Consider the following 19,381-nt stretch of genomic DNA (forward strand, 5'->3'; position numbering starts at 1 on the left):
AGAATTTTTGATGAATCATTAATCACGCTGACACGAGTAAAACGTAAGCTGCTTGTCTAAGTAGTCATTGATGATTGCACGAGCTTTATCAGCGTTAATGCCTTCAGGATTGAGCGTCCCTCTCAGCCAGATGCCATCAATTAATGATGCGATGCCGTGTGCGACCAATTCTGCTTGATCAGGTTGAAAAATTGATTTTAATTCAATAAGTAAGTGAGAAATCAAACGCTTTTCATTCACGCGCTGAAGACGCTTGAGTTGAGCGTCATGCATCGAATAAGACCAGAATGCGAGCCATGTTTTCGACACTTTATTTTCCGCTTGATAGCCTTCGAAATTGCCGTTAATGATAGCGTTGATCCTTTGCTGGTGAGCATCAGCAGGGAGCGCTTTTAATTCTGTTGTTACGGTATTCGAAAGTTGACGCAGTATTTCTCGCATGGTCTCTTCAAGCAGGCCATGTTTCCCACCAAAATAGTGATTAATGATGCCAGTGGAGACTCCCGCCTCTTTGCTGATCAGAGCAATACTCGCAGCATGTAAACCCACTCGATCAATCACCGTCATGGTCGCTTGAACAAGCTGTGGTTTACGTATGTCAGGCATCCCAACCTTGGGCATTTTTTAGTCCTTCTATTTTATATTGAACGTTCAGTTAAGTATAAAATGACAGAAAAGTAGTTAGGGTTCAAATGATTATTTAAAACAAACTCGTAACAATGCAGCATTCAAAGTACAATAAATCATTTTAAAACAATCAGTTAAATATCATTTAGACCGCTAAATGAAATCATTAAAGATTTGAGGTGTGATGGTTACGGGTCAAAAGTTTTTAGTCAATAAGCACAAGATTTAAACAAAGGAAGAGAATCGCATAAGAAGAGTCAAACGTCATTTGAGAAAACTTAAACGTAATAATCGGAGTAGCACAATGGGGAACATAGAATGAAAAGCAGAGCATCTTGTAACGAATGGATGCTCTACTTGGTGACGGCTCAATTTCAGAGCCAGATAATAAAGCTAGGACTAGATCTAGAAACTAGGTTCAATGATTGACTAGCCAATAATCGGCATAGATTGCCATGCTCTTTGATGAAGCATCTCGCAGCCAGACTCTGTGATAACGATGTTTTCCTCGTGCACCATCATGCGGTTCTTCGCAAATGCCATACCCGGCTCAAGCGTTAACACCATACCGGGTTTTAAGATCACATCACCGTTAGGGACATGTGATGGCCACTCGGTCAGCTGCATACCCAGACCATGCCCCATGCGACCCACATCGTTGCCGAGTGCACCGTTCTTTTCGAGCACCGACCACATGGCTTGCCACACGTCTCCGGTTGTTCGGCCCGGCTCTGCAATCGCGAGCCCAGCTTCTGTCGATTGATAAACGGCGTCATAAGCCGCTATGGTATCTGGCTGCGCATGCCCAAACGCATAATTGCGGTCAAAGTCGCTGAAGTAGCCATCAAAGTTAGCCCCCGTGTCGATGATCAGTACATCTCCTTCAGAGAGCACACGATCCGTTGGCCCCATGATGATATTGTCATAGCCACCTTGGCCGGATGCCGAAATCAGATAAGGACACGCATCGGCACCCAAACGCAACATCTCCAAATGCATGGCTTTGCACGCCTGTCGCTCTGTCATCCCTATCGCGAGATGATGACGAAGATACTCAAAGCCCGCAGCCGTGACTTGGCAAGCGAAGCGTACTTTATCGATCTCCGCTTGAGATTTAACACTACGCAAATCGCGAACCATCAGCGACACATCAACCACACTGTGTTGGCTCAGCTTCTGCTGTAACAACGCATAGTTAGTGGCAGGCATGCGCAGATGTGTTTCCGGCCCAATCATCGAACCGATTCTGCGAGAACCCTTGGAGACCTCAGATAATGTAGATACTAATAAAGAGACGCCATCGTCTTCTGGTCTTGGTGACGGCCAACTGCGCACATCTTCAATCCATGTATCGTCAAAACCAGCCACACCGATCTCTGGTACAACAGCGATCGGCTTACCAACCGCTGGCACCACCAAAAACCAAGGTCGAGTTGGGCTTTCCCAAAACTGCGATTTAAAACCGCTGAAATAGCGGAATTCAGGCTCGGTCGTGAAAAACGCAGCATCGATGTTTTGCGCACGCAAACGTTGTTGCAACTCGACAGTACGTTGTTCTAGTTCTGCTGATACAAACCCTCTCTGCGGAGGTGTTAACGACAATATACTCATATCTCTATCCTTGATTGAATAAGGGTAACTCGACGGATTAATTGAATAAGATGTCTCTTGGCAACAGAGCGATGCTTGGGAAGAAAATCAACAAAGCAGACATCAATATCAAGATGAGGAAAAACGGCAATGTTCCGCGGATGACTTCCATATAAGGACGCTCGAAAATCGCAATTGCGGTAAAGATGTCACAACCGAATGGAGGCGTTGCCGACCCAATCGCCATTTGTAGCGTGACCATCACTCCGACCAAGATTGGATCGATACCTGCTGCATCAACAATCGGCATGAAGATGGGCGTCAAGATAAGCAGCACCACCAATGAATCCACGAACATGCAACCAACAAAGAAAGTCAGTGCGATAACAAACAGGATGAACTCGGGAGAAGCATCTTCTAGATTGAGAGGAGCCAACAACTCTTGAGGGATTTGTTCAAACGAGATGTACCAAGAGAACGCCTGACCAACACCCACCAGCACAAAGACAACCGCGGTAATCAAGCCGGTATTTAACGCCGCATCGCAGATGTCTTTTACGCCAAGTTTGCGATAGAAAATGCACTCAACGATGATCGCATACAACACAGCGAATGAAGCCGCTTCGGTTGGCGTGACAATGCCCGAATATATACCACCGATAATCAAAGCAGGGAAACCAAGAGGAAGAATCGCTTTCTTAATCGCTTCAATACGTTCTGCTGTGTTGGCTTTTTCAACCAAAGTGATGGTGTCGCTGTGTTTCACGCTGTAGGCATAGCTGTACAAAGAGAACAGGCTCGCGAGTACTAAACCTGGGCCAATACCAGCAATAAACAACTCCCCTACACTGGCGTTGGCTAAGGTTCCGTAAAGAATCAAACCGATACTCGGTGGGATAAGAAACGCGATATCACTGGCATTGATGATCAGCGCCATCACAAAGCTGTCTTTGTAGCCTGCTTGGAGTAGTTTCGGACGCATGATTTGGCCAACCGACACCACGGTCGCTTGGGTCGAACCGGAAACAGAACCAAATAAAGTACAGCTGATACACGTCGTAATCGGTAACCCACCACGCAGATGCCCGACAAACGCTTGGATTAAACCAAGTAAGTTATAGGCCGTGTGTCCACGCGTCATGATATCAGCCGCCAAGATAAACATGGGTACCGCAATCAATGCGTTAGGCGAGATGCCCGTAACCATCTGCTGAATCAGTACTCCCGGCTCTACCTGAGAGAAATGAATCAAGCCAATTAAAGCTCCAACCGCTAACGGAACGATCATTGGGAAGCTCAAAAACAGCAAAATCACCATCACAGAAACAAGAGTAAATGTGATGACATAAATATCTAATTCGCCGGCAATAATGTCCGAGAAAAACTGTGCAACATCGCTCATTCGAACTCACCTACTTTTGTGTTTCTGTTTTCAATCACGTCAAATGACACGTAGATATCTTTGTGCAGTAAGTTCATCAAAAAACTCATGCTGTATTGCAATCCGGCAATGAAAAAACCAATTGGAATGATCGCGTATACCCAATACACAGGGAACTGTAAGGCTGGACTTAACCGATTGATGTCTTTGAGCTCTTTGACATAGAAGAACGCATGGTAAGTGAGATAAAACATCAACATGGCGGTGAGTAGCGCAATGATGGTTGTGAGAACTTTCTGAGCTTTAGTGCTCAATGAATCGTAGACTGCGGTCATACGAATGTTTCTACCTTGGCGCACCGCATAAGCGAAACCGATAAAGGTGACTGAAACGATCAAAAACTGATTAAGTTCTTCTGAGAAAAACAGGCTTTTGTTAAAGGCATAGCGACCAATCGCATTGGCCGTGGAATTGATCATCATCGCGAGAATGGCGGTCATGATTAAAAAGCGTTCTAGCTTTTCTGTCGCGACGCTTATTTTATGTAGCAGTTCTTTCATAACAGGCAGTGCTCCATACTTCGTTCAGTGACAGGGGTCCATTGCCACAATTTGGAGAAGGTGGGGATAAGCTACCCGCTGCCAATAAACAGCGGATAGCATTCATCCTAACAACGCTTTCTATTGCGTCGCTGAAGCAGCCTTCACTTCATCTAAGATTTCTTCGAGAATAGTTTTCGCACCCTCACGCGCTTCACTTTGCTCACCAGAAGGGTACGCATTCGCTACCACGTCATAGTAAGTCGTGTGCAGCTTTTGGCTAAGTACCTTGAAGCGTTCACGCTCTTCCTCGGTTAACACCACCACTTGCATGTTTGGACGTTCTTTCAAGATCTTGTCCATGTTCTCTTTGTTGATGCGGATTTGGTAGTCATACGCAGCTTGGTCTGCCGCGGTAATCGCTTTGTCGACCATCGCTTGCTTCTCTTCCGACAGGCCGTTGTACCACTTGCTGTTGGTCGAAACCGTGCTGACATAAGGTTGCTGACCTGGGAACATTAGGTAATCTTGAACCTCATGCCACTTCGCGTTGTAGATGAAGTAGATCGGGTTAACCATGCTATCGATGGTCTTAAGTTGCAGTGAACCGTACACTTCACCCCAAGAAAGAGGAGTCGGTGTTGCACCAAACGCTTTGTAGGTTTCAACAGGGATGGTTGAGGTGAAAGTACGGATTTTCTGGTTCGCAAAATCTTCAGGTGTACGGATAGGTTTGTTACCACCCCATACCATTTCGCCTTCAGACATCATCGACAACAGTTTGAGGTTTACGCTCTCAAACTTGGGGGCCAGCTTGTTGTAGATGGTTGGGCTTTCCGTTAAGACCTTATGCGTGATCGCTTCGTTAGTACCCAGAACATACGGTAAGCTCACCGCTTGAACTTCAGGTACGTAAGACCCTAAGTGACCCGCGCCTACCGACACAAATTGAATCGTGCCTTTAGCAGCCAGTTCTACAATGTCGTTTTCTGTACCCAGTTGACCGTAGTAATAGATGCGAACACGGATGTCGCCATCAGATTCCTTCTTAATCACTTCCGCAAATTTTTGCGCATAGATGTCTTGAACGTCTGTTTTGTCCTCTTCTGAAGCAAACTTCCATGTTTCGGCATGAACGCCAAAAACCATGCTCAAACTTAGCAGTGCTACGCCTAATCGTTTCATCCTGTCTTTCCTTTTTATTATCCTAATTACACGCTGATGACCTTGGTCACTTCACGCGCTTCAGTTTTGGCTGTGTCGACAATAAACTCCGTTTAAAGTCAGCCATCTTGCAGTGCCAAATGCGTCACTGCTGAATCTGTTTCTGTACTTATTGCTTCTAATTGAGTTGTTACTTCTCAATGAGTCACTTCTAATTCATTTTTCTAAATAAGTGTTTCTAAATTGATCGTGCTAAACGGTCGTTCACCAACTGAATCCAGTAACTCGCACCGAGCTTTAAGATGCCGTCGTTAAAGTCGTATTTCGGGTTATGCAATGCGCAACCACCGACCGATTCCGTACCATTACCCAACAGCACATAACAGCCCGGTTTAACGCGCAACATGCTTGAGAAATCTTCCGAAATTGTGAGTGGATCGCATGCGTCATTAACGTTCTCAACACCAAGTACCTTCTGCGCGGCGGTAACCGAATACTGGGTTTGTTGCTCACTATTGATGGTTGGGTAGAAGGTATTGATAAACTCGAAATCATAAGTCGCGCCAGCTGCCTGACAAATGCCCGCCACGATTCGCTCCATGCTTTGTTTGATTCGATCGAGAGAGGCTTCAGTAAAGCAGCGACAATCGCCTTTAATGACCACTTGAGTCGGAATGACGTTGACCGTGCCATCGGTAATAAATTCGGTGGCAGAGACTACAGCGGTGTCGTGAATCGCACTGAGATTACGAGACACTATGGTTTGTAAACCAAGAATGACTTGCGAACCAACGACGAGAGGATCGACCCCTTGATGTGGCAGAGCAGCATGCCCACCCACACCATTGATGGTGATTTCAAAACTGCTTTCACTGGCCATTAACGAACCGGGGCGAACCATCAATTCACCTTCCGCTAAGCCGGGGAAGTTGTGAACGCCGTATACTTCATCAATCGAGAATCGCTCAAACAAGCCATCATCAATCATCGCTTGCGCGCCACAACCATGCTCTTCATCAGGTTGAAAAATGAAATACACCGTGCCATCGAAGGTTGAGTTCCCTGACAATAAGTTTTCGGCTAAATAGCTTGCTGCGCCAAGCAACATTGCAGAGTGTCCATCGTGTCCACAGGCGTGCATCTTTCCGTCGTGTTGTGAGCAATGCGCAAAGCTGTTTTGTTCATGAATGTGCAAAGCATCCATGTCAGCTCTTAGGCCAATACTCGCCTCACTTGATCCAGAACGAAGTATCCCTACTAATCCTGTTTTACCGATGTTACGCACCACTTCGATACCAAAGCTGTGTAACTTGTCGGCGATAAAATCGGAGGTCAGATTGACATCAAAACCACACTCAGGAAAGCGGTGTAAGTGTTGACGCCACTCCGTCATGTTCTGGATAAGCTGCGAAGACAGTTGGTCTGGTTTTATCGAAAAAGTAGACGGCATAGTAGTGATCCCAAAGTGTATTTCTTTGTATTAACGTTAAATGTGGAATTAGCTTGGCTGCTGAATGTAAACGCAAAGCGAGCAGCCTAAATCAAAGGTCGTTACAACGACTGCGACCTTCGGCAATTATCTGAGGATGGCTGAAGATGGTACGCTAGTAGTGCACCAAAGCCTTTAATGGGTATGGGGTAGTTCATCAACTGAAGTGAGTGCCAAGCCAACACCTGATTACTGCTAACAACGGGCTTATCTAATTCCGCTTCAATGGATTCAATCACCGATGCTGCACGCAATGCCGTGCAAGAGATAAACAGAAGATCCGCTTCAGGGTCACAGACTTGTATCGCGGCTTGTTTGATGTCCATTGGAGAAATGAACGTCATCGCGGTGTCATCTTCAAAACCAAAGCCAGCGATGCTCAACACCTCAATGCCTTGCGACTCAAAAAATGCGGCCACGTCTTGATTCACGGCTTCGGTATAAGGCGTTAATACCGAGATACGCTTCGCTTTAAAGCTGTCGAAAGCCCCTAAGGCAGCCGTTACCGGATTCGTTACCGCAGCGTTTGGGCGAGACTGATGAATAAGCTGCGTAATGCGTTCGCTACCAATCGCCACAGTGCCAGAGGTACAAGCGTAGATCACCACATCCAATTCAGTACCCGGTAGGATGGTATCGGCACAAGCAGCGATTCCCGGTTCCATTCTACGCAGGTTCTCTATCGTCAACGGGTTGTAGTTTCTTAGGCGGCTGGTGAACGATTGCACATCGTTTGGATACAGCGCGTTTAAATCACGCTCAATATTGAAATCTGTCGCTAACGCAATCACACCGACGCGTCCTGCTGGTGCCAATTTTTCTAATTCAAACTGTAAAGTAGCGGTTGCAGATTTCATACTTTCCAACTCCTTGAGCGAGAGTTAACATCGCCCAAAGGATGTTAACAACATGTTTCATATAATTTTCAAACTCTGTCGATTTGATTTTTACATTTCGTTCACAAGATTAATAATGCACCGATAACTTTAAGGATTATCATTAAATGGTGACCTTGTTGTGCAGAAATTCCGCATTTTTTCTGCGTTATAGTGTTTTTTTGTTCTCGCTCATCGAGGTCTAGATGTTAAGGCTAAATACCTTTAACTCGATCACACACTGGTTCAAAAGAAACAATTAATTTACAAACAGATATTGGGAAGTATGGGTATGACACAGCAACCTGCATTGGTGGTCGACAGTTTCGACAAGAAGATCCTCAACATCGTACAAGACTCTAACAGGGCTACCTCAGACAAGATTGCAGAACAGGTCGGGCTCTCTCCTGCTGCTGTTCAGCGCCGTTTAAAACGCATGAGAGCACAAGGTGTCATTCAAGCTGATGTCTCTGTTATCAACCCAAAAGCAGTCGGCCATGGAATGACGTTTATCGTTCAGGTAACGCTAGAGCGTGAACGTGTGGATTTGATGCACAACTTCAAAAAAGAGATGAGTTCGAACCGCTCAGTACAGCAATGCTATTACGTGACAGGCAGTTCAGATTTCATCATGATTGTCACAGCAGCAGATATGGAGGGTTACGACAACTTTACTCGTGAAGCCTTCTTTGATAATGCCAATATCAAGAGCTTTCAAACCAATGTGGTGATGGATAACGTTAAGGTAGGGCTGACAATTCCAATTGATGAGCAGCGTGATTGATGACCAGATCGATTGATGACCAGTGCGATTAGAAAGCAAGGCGTGTTGTGAAATGAAGTCAAAAAGAGAGGAAAAAAGACGGTATGAAGAAACCTTACATACCGCCAACTTTGGGGCTTACTTTATTATTCGTTGTTCGCGATTAGCTCTTAACAGCTAACTGCTAACTATGTACTTCTAGTTATTAGATTTTATTGTCGATGATCTGTTGATAGAGATCCGGGTCAGTTGCCCCTTCAGTACCAATCACTAGCACTCGGCTGTCTTGAGTCAAATTCAGTTTTTCAGCGTATTGGGAATCTTGCTTAGCGATGATCGCCGCAGCAAATCCAGGAACGGCAGATTCCCCGCCTTCAATCGCCAATTCCGTTTGTTCGCCACTCGCCAACATACGCATCGCTTGCGGGATCGCCTCTTCACTCAACGTCATAAAGTCATCAGCGCCGTTTTGTAGAATCGTCCACGCCAAGCTTGAAACCTCACCACATGCGAGTCCTGCCATCAGCGTCTCTAGGTCGCCCGTAACCACGATAGGTTTTCCCGCTTGAGCACTCTTCTGTAAGCAGTTAGCCTGCTCAGGTTCGACAATTACAAAGCGTGGGCGATCGGCGCCCCATAGATCCCAGAAATAGCCGCAAACTGCTGAAGCTAGACCACCCACTCCCCCTTGTACAAAGACATGGGTTGGGATTTCACCATCAAGTTGCTCGACAATTTCAGCCAACATCACGGTGTAACCCAAAGCAACGTCTTTAGGGATTTCCATATAACCTTCGTAAGAGGTGTCCGAAACAATCACGCGATTTTGCGCTTTAGCTTCTGAGTCGGCCAAACGAACAGATTCATCGTAGTTACCGGTAATGCGTACCACTTCTGCACCGAACGCTTCCATCGCTTGCTTGCGGCCTTCTGAGACGTCACGGTGAATGTAGATAACACAACCACAACCAAACATTTGTGCGCCCCATGCGACGGAGCGACCATGGTTTCCATCTGTCGCACAGCTGACAACGATTTCAGCAACTTCTGATTTCCACTCTCCGTTGAGCAGCTCACTGATGGTCGGGTTCTTCCCATAGCGATTGGCAATCTCAATCTGAAGCTGACGAGCAACAGCATAAGCGCCACCCAGTGCTTTAAAACTCTTCAGGCCAAAACGCTGCGATTCATCTTTGTACCAAAACTTGTTTACGCCGATCTCAGCAGAGATTGCATTCAGCTCATGCAAAGGAGTAACAGAGTAGCCAGGCCATTGAGAAATATCTTTAATCGCTTGTTGAGAGTTCGCGACACTTAAAATGTCACGCTGCTCACTCGAGTATTCCAATTCAGGGCGTGCTTGAGGGTTAGCGTAGTGTGTCAGAGTGCCTGCCAGTAACTGCATAAATGATCGTCCTTATTAGTCATTCACATGCTCCTTACATCGTTAGATTATAGAAACCTATCGGCGAGTAAGGCTGCGGATAATAAATTCTATCGACAAAAAAGTGCCGTGATTACACATTCTTATCACGCGATCTGCGGGAATTAATTGTTACATGAGTGTTAAATGAAGAATTTATTCACCATTCCGATGTGGCAACCTAACCAATGAATTCTACCGATAGAAAAAAGTCCAATTCGATCGATGGAACCACTAGCCTAACAACCCGGAACCAATGCAGAAACAACAGGCACAAAAAAAGGCCGATAATGACAGAGCCATCACCAACCTTTGCGGAGTCGTTATTGTTACTTTCTTTGACTACTCAATACGAGTAATAAAACCGTACTTATCAGAGTCTGCTTTGGTCATCCAGTGTTCACCGGAAGCCGGGGCAGAATCTAAAGTGAAGATATAGAAGTCTATCCCTTTTTCTCCCATCACCTTTTTAAAATAGGTCGCTTGCTGACGATGACTCTCATTGGTGTATGGGAATTCTTTGGCCGTTTTATTCCCTTCAGCCCAACTATGCACACCCACCTGTTTATTCAGTTCAATGACCTTGGTAGTATCAGCGCGTTGCAATATGCGTGGGTTGCCAGCAGCAAATAGATCCGTACCACCCGAAAAAACCGAACCCGTTGGAGTCACAACCGTCGTCATCTTGTTGTTATTGATCATACGCCCGGTGTACATGTTGATTTCGTCATCAGCACTACCGCCAATATGGTTGGTAAACTTCAACGTCATCTCACTGCCTCGGTATAACTTCACGATATCAAAAAGCTGAGAATAGGTTGATGCGCCTAGAGTGGAAGTAATCCGTTCAACAGCGCCAGTCTCGTTGAGTACATCGCGGTAAAAAGCGTTGAAGGCAAACGATGTGGTAATGGTGACTTTATTACCATTTTTGGATTTACTCAGAATCGTCGAACCTAGGCTCGTCACGTATTGCGACAACTCGTTTTGGTATTCAAGATTAACGGAGACTTTTTTATCCTTCGTCATTGCTTTTATTGACGTAGTATCACTAGAAGTAAAGCGTTGTGCTGCATCACAATCAAATAGATCCAAGCCCTTGCTCTCTGTATAAATACCACAACTATCAAACCCAGCTTCAGGAAAGTACAGATCAACACTTTGACCTAAGCCATCCAAAAGCCTAATCACTTTTTGCTTATCACTAATGTCTTCAGCAAACTGAATTTTTTCATACAAAATACCATCGTAAGAGAGCTTCATAGCCTCTTCTTGGAGCTCTTGCCTCTCTTGATACAATTCACCAAGTTTAGCTGAAGAAAATACGTAGTCAGCCTTCGGTTCCTTTTGCGAAATGGTGGTTGATTGTCCCGCGTTTGAACTTGAATTACAGCCAGCCAAGAGAGCCAAAGGTAACGCTAGCAACGTATTTCGATAGTACTTCATACCATTATTCCCCAAAATTTTGATTGGAGAAATTCTATTGGTTAACAATTAAATTATCTGTCGTAACTATGTAATGGAATGTATTTCATCTATATCCTCGCCCCCCCTTCCTTGCTAAAAACACTCACTTCAGAGTGCAAACCAACTCATAAGACCAGTTACACGAGCTTACATTCAGCCACTCTAAAATTATATATAATGCTAACAAATCATCAACAAGCCACATGGAAAGCCACTTCAGTAGTGTCAGGCAATTAAAAATATCAATAAAGGTAGACAATGAAGCGTTCACTATCTTGGACCATTATTTATTCAATCATAGGAATAGCACTTGCTTGTATTTTACTATTCTCTTTAATATCGACCGTTATCCTTGAAGATTTCGTTCAAAAAGTGTCGGTTGAAAATGCAAAGAACTACGTGACTACATTTCATAGTATTCGTAACTATTACTCATCAAATGTCGTACAGAAAGTTGTTGATAGTCAAGAACTCGTGGCGACAGCCCAGCACCAATCCTTAGAGAACAGTATCCCTGTTCCTGCTACCTTCTTAATCGAAATGCTTGATAAATCTGATAAAGATCTCACCATCACGACCTCGTTTACCAGCCCTTACCCTTTTAAAAACCGTCAAGGTAGGCTTTTTGACGAATTTCAACAACGGGCGTGGGTAGCGATTAACAAGAAACCAGATGAGTTCTACGTCGAGTTTGTACAAGAGCAAGACAGAACCCGAGTACGCGTCGCTCGGGCAGACCGCCTCTATGACCAAACTTGTGTAAACTGCCACAATAGCCACCCCGACTCTCCTAAACACGATTGGGAACTCAACGATGTACGAGGGATTCTCGAGGTAAATACAGTTGTAGATGAATGGTTAAAATATGGAAAGATGATCAATCAATCTTTGATGTCTATTAGCATAATCAGCTTTATGACGGTGATGTTTATTAACTTTGCCATCGCTCGTCGAGTATCGACTCCGTTAAAAAACATCACTCGCTCTCTTAGTTTATTGGCACAAGGCAAAGAAGAAAGTGCGTCTTTACCACCAGCAAAATATTACGAGATAACGGAACTACAAAGTGCTTTTTCTAGCCTTTATGATAAAGAACAGCAACGCAGAGCATTAACAAAAGAAATCGAAACACTGGCGTACTATGATTCGCTCACTAAGTTGCCGAACCGTCTTGGGTTTTTGCGATCGCTTGATGAGTTGCTCAATAAACACAAAGAAAAAAATGAACGCATCACCGTGTTAATCATTGATATTAAACGTTTTAGAGACATCAACAATACACTCGGCTATAAAGCTGGGGACACAATCTTACTTCATCTAGCCAACCGCTTATCCGCATGCACAACCATGGTTGATTTTAACCTAGCTCGATTGGATGAAAATAAGTTCTGTATCGCAGTGCCTGCGAAAGAACACAATGGCGATCAAGGTTCGGATGCTTTTTTTGCTATGTTGATTGATGTGGTTTCAAATGAAATTATCATTGATGAGAACAAGATAAAACTAGTGGCTAACCTTGGTGCAACCTGCAGTTCAAATGGCGCACAAAGCAGTTCTGAAATGCTCATTCAAGCGAACATCGCTCTATATGTATCCAAGGAAAAAGGCGATGACATTACGGTTAAGCATAAACCTGAACTGTCGAATGCTGCGTTGAGACGTATAACGTTAATCAAAGAGATAAACAATGCGATTGAAAACAGAGAATTTATTCCTTATTACCAACCTCAATTTTGCTTAAAGACCAATCGTATCATTGGTGCCGAAGCGCTCATGCGTTGGAAAAAACCAAATGGAGACCTCGTAAGGCCTGACCTTTTTATAGAACTGGCAGAGCAATCCCATTTAATCATTCCAATGGGGGCTCATATTTTCGAACAAGCTACCACTGATTGCCAACAGTGGCAGAATCACAAAGCGCTTGCTGGTGTAAAGGTTGCCGTTAATATTTCGAGCATTCAGTTTTCGGAACAGAACATTTTAGATCTGACACAATTCACCTTAGAAAAGACTGGCCTTTCTCCGAGTTTATTGGAATTAGAAATAACAGAAAGTGCCATGTTGGGTGATGTGTCGAAGGTCGTGGCCGTATTGAATGACTTAAAGAAGTTAAACATTGAAATAGCGTTAGATGATTTCGGTACTGGTTATTCATCTCTTAGCTATTTGAAGCTACTCCCTATAGATCGACTGAAAATAGATCGAGAGTTTGTAAAGGACTTACTTAGCAACACCGATGACCAAGCTATCTTGAGCATGATTTGTAAGCTAGCAACCGAACTCTCACTCAATGTACTTGCTGAAGGCATTGAAGAAAAAGAGCAACTTGAATTTTTAGGCCGCGCAGGGTGTCACGAAGTACAAGGCTTCTATTTCGCAAAACCAATGCCACTAGACGATTTTGTTCTGTTTGCCAAAAATCATAACTCGGAACTCATAAATACGCATGCTTAGGTTCAAACCGTAGGCCTTAATTTTTGAGTTAAAATCCAATTAAGTTCCAACCAGCCATGAAACCTCTTTAAAAAGATGCTTCATGGCTGGCTCTTCTGTTATTAAACTAAAAACTCGACATTAGAGCTCTCATTTCCGGCCTTCTTCGCTAACAGACTAAAACACCACCTCTAACCTACTGAAAAACCCAAGCAAAAATTACAAATCGGCATTGAACTAGCATGGAAAGTGTTTAATCATTCACATCAGGAATTTCTTCGTGACGCATTTGTGATGAATATGCAACAGTAGGAGCTGCCAAAATTAAACGCACTCACGTAATTTCAATAAATTAAACGCACAACAAGGCTGATAACGGAATGACAAAACCTAAAATGATCATCGTTGAAGACGATTTGAAACTTCAGAAAATGCTGCAAGACTACTTTGTCGCGCAAGATTTTGATGTCACCGTATTGGACGATGGCAGTGATGCCGCACAGACCATCCTCGCGGAACAACCTGATATTGTGTTGTTGGATTTAATGCTTCCTGTAACCGATGGACTGACAATTTGCCGACAGACTCGTACGCTCTTTAAGGGTAAAATTTTAATGCTCACCGCCAGCGATGATGATTTTGATCACGTTGCAGGTTTAGAGACAGGGGCTGATGACTATGTCACCAAGCCAATCAAACCAAGAGTTCTGCTGGCAAGGGTCCGCTCGCTATTACGCCGTCAAGAAACCAATACACCTCTGGTTGATGATTCAAGTAGCCTTCAGTTTGGTCAACTTATTCTGAAAAACACCTATAAAAAGTGCGAGCTTTCAGATGTGGTTTTATCACTGACAGACAGTGAATTTGATCTACTTTGGCTGTTAGCATCCAACCCTGATACTCCACTGTCACGTGATTATTTAACTCAAACGCTGCGTGGGATCGAGTACGACGGGATCGACCGAACGATTGACAACAAAGTGGTGCGTTTACGTAAGATACTTGGTGATGACAAAACACCAGCAGAAAAAATTCAGACCATTCGCGGGAAAGGCTACTTATTTGTTTCGACCGCCTGGCATTAACCGCGCTCAGTACGGGCGCAATAAAAGAGAGCGATTATGCGACGTATCTATTTGGAGTCCCTACTAGGGCTGTTAACTTGCTTTATTGTTGGTCTTCTCGCCTACGAAATTTGTGTCTATCAGCTCAATACCGACTACGAATATGTATTACAAGATTACGAAGCGACAGCCCACCAGCAACTGATAGAGAACATCGCTAAGAATCAAGGTCTTGAAGCGGCTCAACAAGCAATGAACCAGTTTGTCGAAACCACTCGCAATAAACTGGTGACGTTCAACCCAAAAGATGAAATACCAAGCCCAGTTTCAGAGTTCTTCTCTACCAACCCAAATACCTTTATCTTTCACGATGATGAACGTGACCTTTGGTTTCGCTTAGCAAGCAGCGACAATACCTATCATTATCTACCCAACAGTGAAGCGTTCATTAGGCAAAAGATAGAATTGGAAGATGACCTCATTTGGTTGTTCTTTTTAGCAAGCTTTATCTTGTACGGCTTATGCCACCTGTTAATCATCTTCCGCCGAGTTAAAAAGCTTGAATCTGCCACTCTGCGTTTTGCTGAAGGGGATCTCTCCTCACGAGCCGAGACTTCAAGCGGCATTGCGATTGGTTCACTCAACAAATCCTTTAATCTGATGGCCGACCGAATCCATAGCTTAATCGAGAGTAATCGTTCACTTACCAATGCGGTAGCTCATGAACTGCGAACTCCAATATTTAGAATTCAATGGCAGGCTGAAATGCTCAAAGACACGCCACTCAACGAGGGGCAGCAAGATACTATCGAGAGTATTGTTGAAGACACAGAAGAGATGGAAAAAATGGTCGATGAGTTACTATATTACGCAAAACTCGACAGTTGTGATCTAGAGAACTTGCAACAGCCATTAGAGATAAGAGACTTTCTCGATCATGCAATGAGCCGTTGGAACAAAGAGACTGAGTTTAGTATTGATCTATCACTACCAGAACAACCTCATTTGATATTAGCAGATGATACGCTGCTCAATCGCGCGTTAGATAACCTAGTACGTAACGCGATGAAATTCGCACGCTCACAAATTTCGATAGAAGCAAGCGTGCACCACGATATGTTACAAATCGCCGTGCATGACGACGGTGACGGCGTAGCAAAAGAGCACCGTTCTCGCCTATTCGAACCTTTTTATGTTGGAGATAAAGCGCGTAACAAAGCCAAGAGTGGCCATGGTCTAGGGCTTTCTATCGTCAAGAAGATCTGTGTTCAACACGGTGCAACAGTACAAGTCGCACAAAGCAATACTTTAAAGGGCGCCGTATTCACTATAGCCTTTCCACTGTGTAACGATTCGACTGACAAACCCATACAGTAACGACCAATCATTTCTGGAATAATGTTCAACATCAACCGAAGGAGGCTCGATATCCCCCTTCAAAACCAACAACACTCGTTCACCCTTACTAACGTGAGCTGAATTTTATCTCTGGAGAAACACATGAAAAAATTAATGATCATCGCGGCACTATCGCTAGTAGCAACAGGTTGCGCTCAACAAACTTTCGTAATGGCCCCTCAAGAGAGCGAAGCAACAGCACCAACAACTGAAAAGTCACACCACTTTTTCATCAACGGTCTAGCGCAGAAAAAGCAAATTGATGCAGCTAAAGTATGTAACGGTATCGACAACGTTGCTAAAGTTGAAGTTCAAGAGACATTCGTGAATGGTTTACTAGCAGCCGTGACTTTTGGTATTTATACACCACGAGAAGCACGCGTTTACTGCAAAGCTTAACTCGTCGTTATTTGTCCACGAACCGACTGACGACACCAAAAGTTTGGTCTTGGAAGCTTCTACCTGACATTCACGTTAACGCTACAGGGTAGTGTTAGTGAGTAGTCGCTTATATTGGGCGAGAAATTACACCCAATTGAGAAGCTAAAACTAAAAAACCGCCCACATGGGGCGGTTTTGATTCACTTATTGGCGTGTGACTTATTCGCTAATCCGTAAACGGCTTAGTCAGCTAACTGCTTCAACAAGAGCTCTGTCGGGCGAACAATCGCGATGATCGATTCGTCGTAGATCTTAGCTGATTCAGACAGTATCGCTTGGTAGGCATTCGCATCTGATGCTCGAATTTTTTCACCCGCTTGTGCTTTAGCAATCAAGGTTAACGCCAAGTCTGCGACTTCCGCCGTTTTCTCGGCAACTACCACAGTCTCTACTGAAGACACATTACCTACGAAGACAGTTTTAGCAGCGAGTGCAGCCGCTTTTGCTTGTTGATAATGCTGAGCGAGTTGCTCAAACGCTTGTTGATTACCCGTCGCGACTTCATTGACCAAATCTTGCATCTCATACACGGCGTAGCTTTCGACTGGCAGTGCATCCACGAAGCGATTTAGACGCTCGTATTGGCTGTATAAAGTGCCCTTAGGTTCAGTAGAGTTCCACTTCTCCCAGTTACGCGCGTAGTATTGTGCTGGCTCGGTGTACTTGGCAAGCACGCGCAGGTCGTGGATATCCTGCCCTTTGGCAATGCGTTTTAACAACATGTCAGCATCCGCATGGTGACGCAGTCCAACCGACACTTCAGACCATGTATCCATCGCTTTCATGCGCTTGTACATGCTGCGTTCGTCCGTCAATTCCGCATCAGACCAGAAGCGCTCTGCAATCGCATAGCTGCGCGGCCATAGGTAGTTTTCAACCGTGAGGCTGTCTTTATTCTCTAGCCACATGGTGATCTCGCCTCCCAAGATAAGCTCTTTTTCTTTGTCGGTTAATTCTGCAGGGTAACCACCATTTGGTTCAGGAATCACGCTGCCTTCAACATCACTGCTCGCAATCACTTCACCTGTGGTTGGCCAACGCACATTACCGACCAATTGGTAACTGCCTTCGGTAAAACCCTTGGGATTTAGGTTTAGGTTGAACTCGGTGTACGACATGAAGTTATCGAAGTGACCGACAAAGGTTTTACCCGGTACATAATCAAGGATGTAGATCTCTTCACGAGACTTGCCGTTATAATCACTGAATGCGCGGAAAGTGCCGTCTTTCCCTTCAATAATAGTCAGTGTTCCCTTACGTGGGCCGCCTTTTGAACGTGGCTTCTGCCATTGATACGTCACGAACTTTTCGCCACTGTGCAGCTTATCGTCAACTGTGATGCCACTTGGCATTGGGTCATTGCGATAGTGGTAGCTAGTCGGCTGAGGTTGATCTAGGTAATAACCCGTAGAAAGAATACCTGGGTAGCCCTCTTTCGCCGCACGACCAATGCTGTCATGCCCTTGCCAGCTTTGAATCACGATGGAAGTCGGCAGATCTTTATGCCAAATCTCATCCCAACCGGTCATCTTCTTACCGCGCTCTTCGAGCATCTTCTCAACTTTTACATTGAGGTAAGACTGCAGACCACGCTCGCCATCGATATTGTTCTCTTCAATGAACTGTTGGTGCTTTTCGCTGTTTTTCCATTGCGCATAGTTCGGCTCATCGCCACCGATATGAAAGTACTCATCAGGGAACAGCTCGGTCACTTCGTCAAACACGTCACCTAGCATCTCATAGACTTCTGGGTTCAGTGGATCCATGAGCGGTTCAAACACTCCCCACCCTCTTTCTTGCTCGTAGTTTTGCCCTTCACCGCCCGACATCAAACGCGGGTAAGCATGAGCCACGGCAGAAGAGTGACCCGGAAGAGAGACCTCAGGGATAACACGAATACCAAGATTACGGGCGTATTCAACTAAGTAGCGAACTTGGTCTTTGGTGTAGTAATTACCATCGGCAGTTTCAGACCACAGACGCGGCCAAGATTCCGTTTGAATTCGAATGCCTTGATCGTCCCAGAAGTGCCAATGGAACACGTTCATCTTCGCCGACGCCATCGCATCTAACTGACGAATCAGCACATCGAATTCAATGAAGTGACGTGAAGTATCGTAAGAGACACCACGCCAACGAAAACGGGGCTCATCGACAATTGTTACGGCAGGAATATGGTAGCCAGTCGCTGTGGTTTCAACGAGCTGTAAAAGGGTTTCGATGCCGTGAATAGTGCCGTATGGGCTTGGAGAGCTCAGCGTGATTTGTTCACCCTGAGTGGTAATTTTGTAGGACTCTACAGAGTCGATGTTCTGTACTTCAGACTTTGGTGCCGCATCGATATCTATGATCAGGCTCGCTTCGTCTTCACTATCAACTTGCCAATTTAGAATCGGCACACCCGTCTGACGCTCAAGGCGATCAATAAAGCGTTTCGCCGTATATTCGACACGGTCAGAGTTAAAGCCTTTGATGTAAACCTTGAAGTTACCGTCGACCTTAACTTGCCCAGCTTGCAGCTCGACCGTTTGTGGGTACGGCATTAAATTTAGATCGGTATTTGGAGCCATTGCTAACGCCATTGGGGACACTACTGAACCTGAAATCAATAGGGATAATATAGTTTTTTTCATTATTAATTTTCCTATATAAATATGGTTCTGTTTTGTTTATCGGAGGCGATTCACAAAACAGAACCATCAGCCACTGCTGTTGCTCGTTATCTCT

At 44.8% G+C, this 19,381-nt stretch carries 15 protein-coding genes; 5 read left to right on the forward strand and 10 right to left on the reverse strand.

Features of this window, described 5'->3' with window-relative positions:
• Positions 1-18: 18 nt before the first annotated feature.
• The 7 genes from betI to ACED60_RS01945 all read right to left on the reverse strand — a co-directional run bounded on the left by betI (position 19) and on the right by ACED60_RS01945 (position 7,647).
• Positions 19-621 carry a transcriptional regulator BetI gene (gene betI / locus ACED60_RS01915; RefSeq protein WP_065105898.1) on the reverse strand — a complete coding sequence of 201 codons (603 nt, stop codon included), beginning with the start codon at positions 619-621 and terminating at the stop codon, positions 19-21.
• A gap of 435 nt (positions 622-1,056) precedes the next feature.
• Entirely contained in the window at positions 1,057-2,238 is a 1,182-nt protein-coding gene (locus tag ACED60_RS01920) for a M24 family metallopeptidase (RefSeq protein WP_371726799.1), read from the reverse strand.
• A 37-nt stretch (positions 2,239-2,275) separates the two neighbouring features.
• Positions 2,276-3,619, reverse strand: a complete 1,344-nt coding sequence (locus ACED60_RS01925; protein WP_017111212.1) for a TRAP transporter large permease — start codon at positions 3,617-3,619, stop codon at positions 2,276-2,278.
• On the reverse strand, positions 3,616-4,158 hold the full coding sequence (locus ACED60_RS01930) for a TRAP transporter small permease (RefSeq protein WP_371726800.1): 543 nt from the start codon (positions 4,156-4,158) through the stop codon (positions 3,616-3,618). Before ACED60_RS01930 ends, ACED60_RS01925 begins: the two co-directional genes overlap by 4 nt.
• Before the next feature lie 120 nt (positions 4,159-4,278).
• Complete coding sequence (dctP, locus tag ACED60_RS01935; RefSeq protein ID WP_017105430.1) at positions 4,279-5,322, reverse strand: TRAP transporter substrate-binding protein DctP; 1,044 nt, start codon at positions 5,320-5,322, stop codon at positions 4,279-4,281.
• Positions 5,323-5,539: 217 nt separating this feature from the next.
• Positions 5,540-6,751 carry a M20 aminoacylase family protein gene (locus ACED60_RS01940; RefSeq protein WP_135383548.1) on the reverse strand — a complete coding sequence of 404 codons (1,212 nt, stop codon included), beginning with the start codon at positions 6,749-6,751 and terminating at the stop codon, positions 5,540-5,542.
• 101 nt (positions 6,752-6,852) lie between these two features.
• Positions 6,853-7,647: an Asp/Glu racemase gene (locus ACED60_RS01945; protein WP_135383547.1), complete on the reverse strand. Its 795-nt coding sequence runs from the start codon at positions 7,645-7,647 to the stop codon at positions 6,853-6,855.
• A 310-nt stretch (positions 7,648-7,957) separates the two neighbouring features.
• Between ACED60_RS01945 and ACED60_RS01950 the strand changes: the two genes are divergently transcribed.
• Positions 7,958-8,449, forward strand: a complete 492-nt coding sequence (locus tag ACED60_RS01950; RefSeq protein WP_371726802.1) for an Lrp/AsnC family transcriptional regulator — start codon at positions 7,958-7,960, stop codon at positions 8,447-8,449.
• A 184-nt stretch (positions 8,450-8,633) separates the two neighbouring features.
• On the opposite strand, the gene ACED60_RS01955 is transcribed toward ACED60_RS01950, so the two are convergent.
• Positions 8,634-9,833 carry a diaminopropionate ammonia-lyase gene (locus ACED60_RS01955; RefSeq protein ID WP_122046096.1) on the reverse strand — a complete coding sequence of 400 codons (1,200 nt, stop codon included), beginning with the start codon at positions 9,831-9,833 and terminating at the stop codon, positions 8,634-8,636.
• 360 nt (positions 9,834-10,193) lie between these two features.
• Positions 10,194-11,297, reverse strand: a complete 1,104-nt coding sequence (locus ACED60_RS01960) for an alpha/beta hydrolase (RefSeq protein ID WP_371726803.1) — start codon at positions 11,295-11,297, stop codon at positions 10,194-10,196.
• Between the two features lie 279 nt (positions 11,298-11,576).
• Between ACED60_RS01960 and ACED60_RS01965 the strand changes: the two genes are divergently transcribed.
• The 4 genes from ACED60_RS01965 to ACED60_RS01980 all read left to right on the forward strand — a co-directional run bounded on the left by ACED60_RS01965 (position 11,577) and on the right by ACED60_RS01980 (position 16,612).
• Positions 11,577-13,772: an EAL domain-containing protein gene (locus ACED60_RS01965; protein WP_371726804.1), complete on the forward strand. Its 2,196-nt coding sequence runs from the start codon at positions 11,577-11,579 to the stop codon at positions 13,770-13,772.
• 359 nt (positions 13,773-14,131) lie between these two features.
• On the forward strand, positions 14,132-14,836 hold the full coding sequence (locus ACED60_RS01970) for a response regulator (RefSeq protein ID WP_065679160.1): 705 nt from the start codon (positions 14,132-14,134) through the stop codon (positions 14,834-14,836).
• Between the two features lie 36 nt (positions 14,837-14,872).
• Positions 14,873-16,192, forward strand: coding sequence for a sensor histidine kinase (locus ACED60_RS01975; RefSeq protein ID WP_371726805.1), 1,320 nt, complete (start codon positions 14,873-14,875; stop codon positions 16,190-16,192).
• Positions 16,193-16,315: 123 nt separating this feature from the next.
• Complete coding sequence (locus ACED60_RS01980; RefSeq protein WP_017097222.1) at positions 16,316-16,612, forward strand: Bor family protein; 297 nt, start codon at positions 16,316-16,318, stop codon at positions 16,610-16,612.
• 224 nt (positions 16,613-16,836) lie between these two features.
• Here the strand turns inward: ACED60_RS01980 and ACED60_RS01985 are convergent, their stop codons facing one another.
• A complete protein-coding gene (locus ACED60_RS01985) occupies positions 16,837-19,287 on the reverse strand; it encodes a family 20 glycosylhydrolase (protein ID WP_371726806.1) in 2,451 nt (816 codons plus the stop codon).
• Positions 19,288-19,381: the final 94 nt, after the last annotated feature.

Source organism: Vibrio sp. 1F279, assembly GCF_041439815.1.
Lineage (GTDB): Bacteria > Pseudomonadota > Gammaproteobacteria > Enterobacterales > Vibrionaceae > Vibrio > Vibrio tasmaniensis_A.

Bases quoted from the DNA above. Each gene is read 5' to 3' on its own strand.
- ACED60_RS01920 (WP_371726799.1), bottom strand. From the start codon at position 2,238: ATGAGTATATTGTCGTTAACACCTCCGCAGAGAGGGTTTGTATCAGCA.
- ACED60_RS01955 (WP_122046096.1), bottom strand. From the start codon at position 9,833: ATGCAGTTACTGGCAGGCACTCTGACACACTACGCTAACCCTCAAGCA.
- dctP (WP_017105430.1), bottom strand. From the start codon at position 5,322: ATGAAACGATTAGGCGTAGCACTGCTAAGTTTGAGCATGGTTTTTGGC.
- ACED60_RS01960 (WP_371726803.1), bottom strand. From the start codon at position 11,297: ATGAAGTACTATCGAAATACGTTGCTAGCGTTACCTTTGGCTCTCTTG.
- ACED60_RS01950 (WP_371726802.1), top strand. From the start codon at position 7,958: ATGACACAGCAACCTGCATTGGTGGTCGACAGTTTCGACAAGAAGATC.
- ACED60_RS01985 (WP_371726806.1), bottom strand. From the start codon at position 19,287: ATGAAAAAAACTATATTATCCCTATTGATTTCAGGTTCAGTAGTGTCC.
- ACED60_RS01925 (WP_017111212.1), bottom strand. From the start codon at position 3,619: ATGAGCGATGTTGCACAGTTTTTCTCGGACATTATTGCCGGCGAATTA.
- ACED60_RS01980 (WP_017097222.1), top strand. From the start codon at position 16,316: ATGAAAAAATTAATGATCATCGCGGCACTATCGCTAGTAGCAACAGGT.
- ACED60_RS01975 (WP_371726805.1), top strand. From the start codon at position 14,873: ATGCGACGTATCTATTTGGAGTCCCTACTAGGGCTGTTAACTTGCTTT.
- ACED60_RS01940 (WP_135383548.1), bottom strand. From the start codon at position 6,751: ATGCCGTCTACTTTTTCGATAAAACCAGACCAACTGTCTTCGCAGCTT.
- ACED60_RS01970 (WP_065679160.1), top strand. From the start codon at position 14,132: ATGACAAAACCTAAAATGATCATCGTTGAAGACGATTTGAAACTTCAG.
- betI (WP_065105898.1), bottom strand. From the start codon at position 621: ATGCCCAAGGTTGGGATGCCTGACATACGTAAACCACAGCTTGTTCAA.
- ACED60_RS01945 (WP_135383547.1), bottom strand. From the start codon at position 7,647: ATGAAATCTGCAACCGCTACTTTACAGTTTGAATTAGAAAAATTGGCA.
- ACED60_RS01930 (WP_371726800.1), bottom strand. From the start codon at position 4,158: ATGAAAGAACTGCTACATAAAATAAGCGTCGCGACAGAAAAGCTAGAA.
- ACED60_RS01965 (WP_371726804.1), top strand. From the start codon at position 11,577: ATGAAGCGTTCACTATCTTGGACCATTATTTATTCAATCATAGGAATA.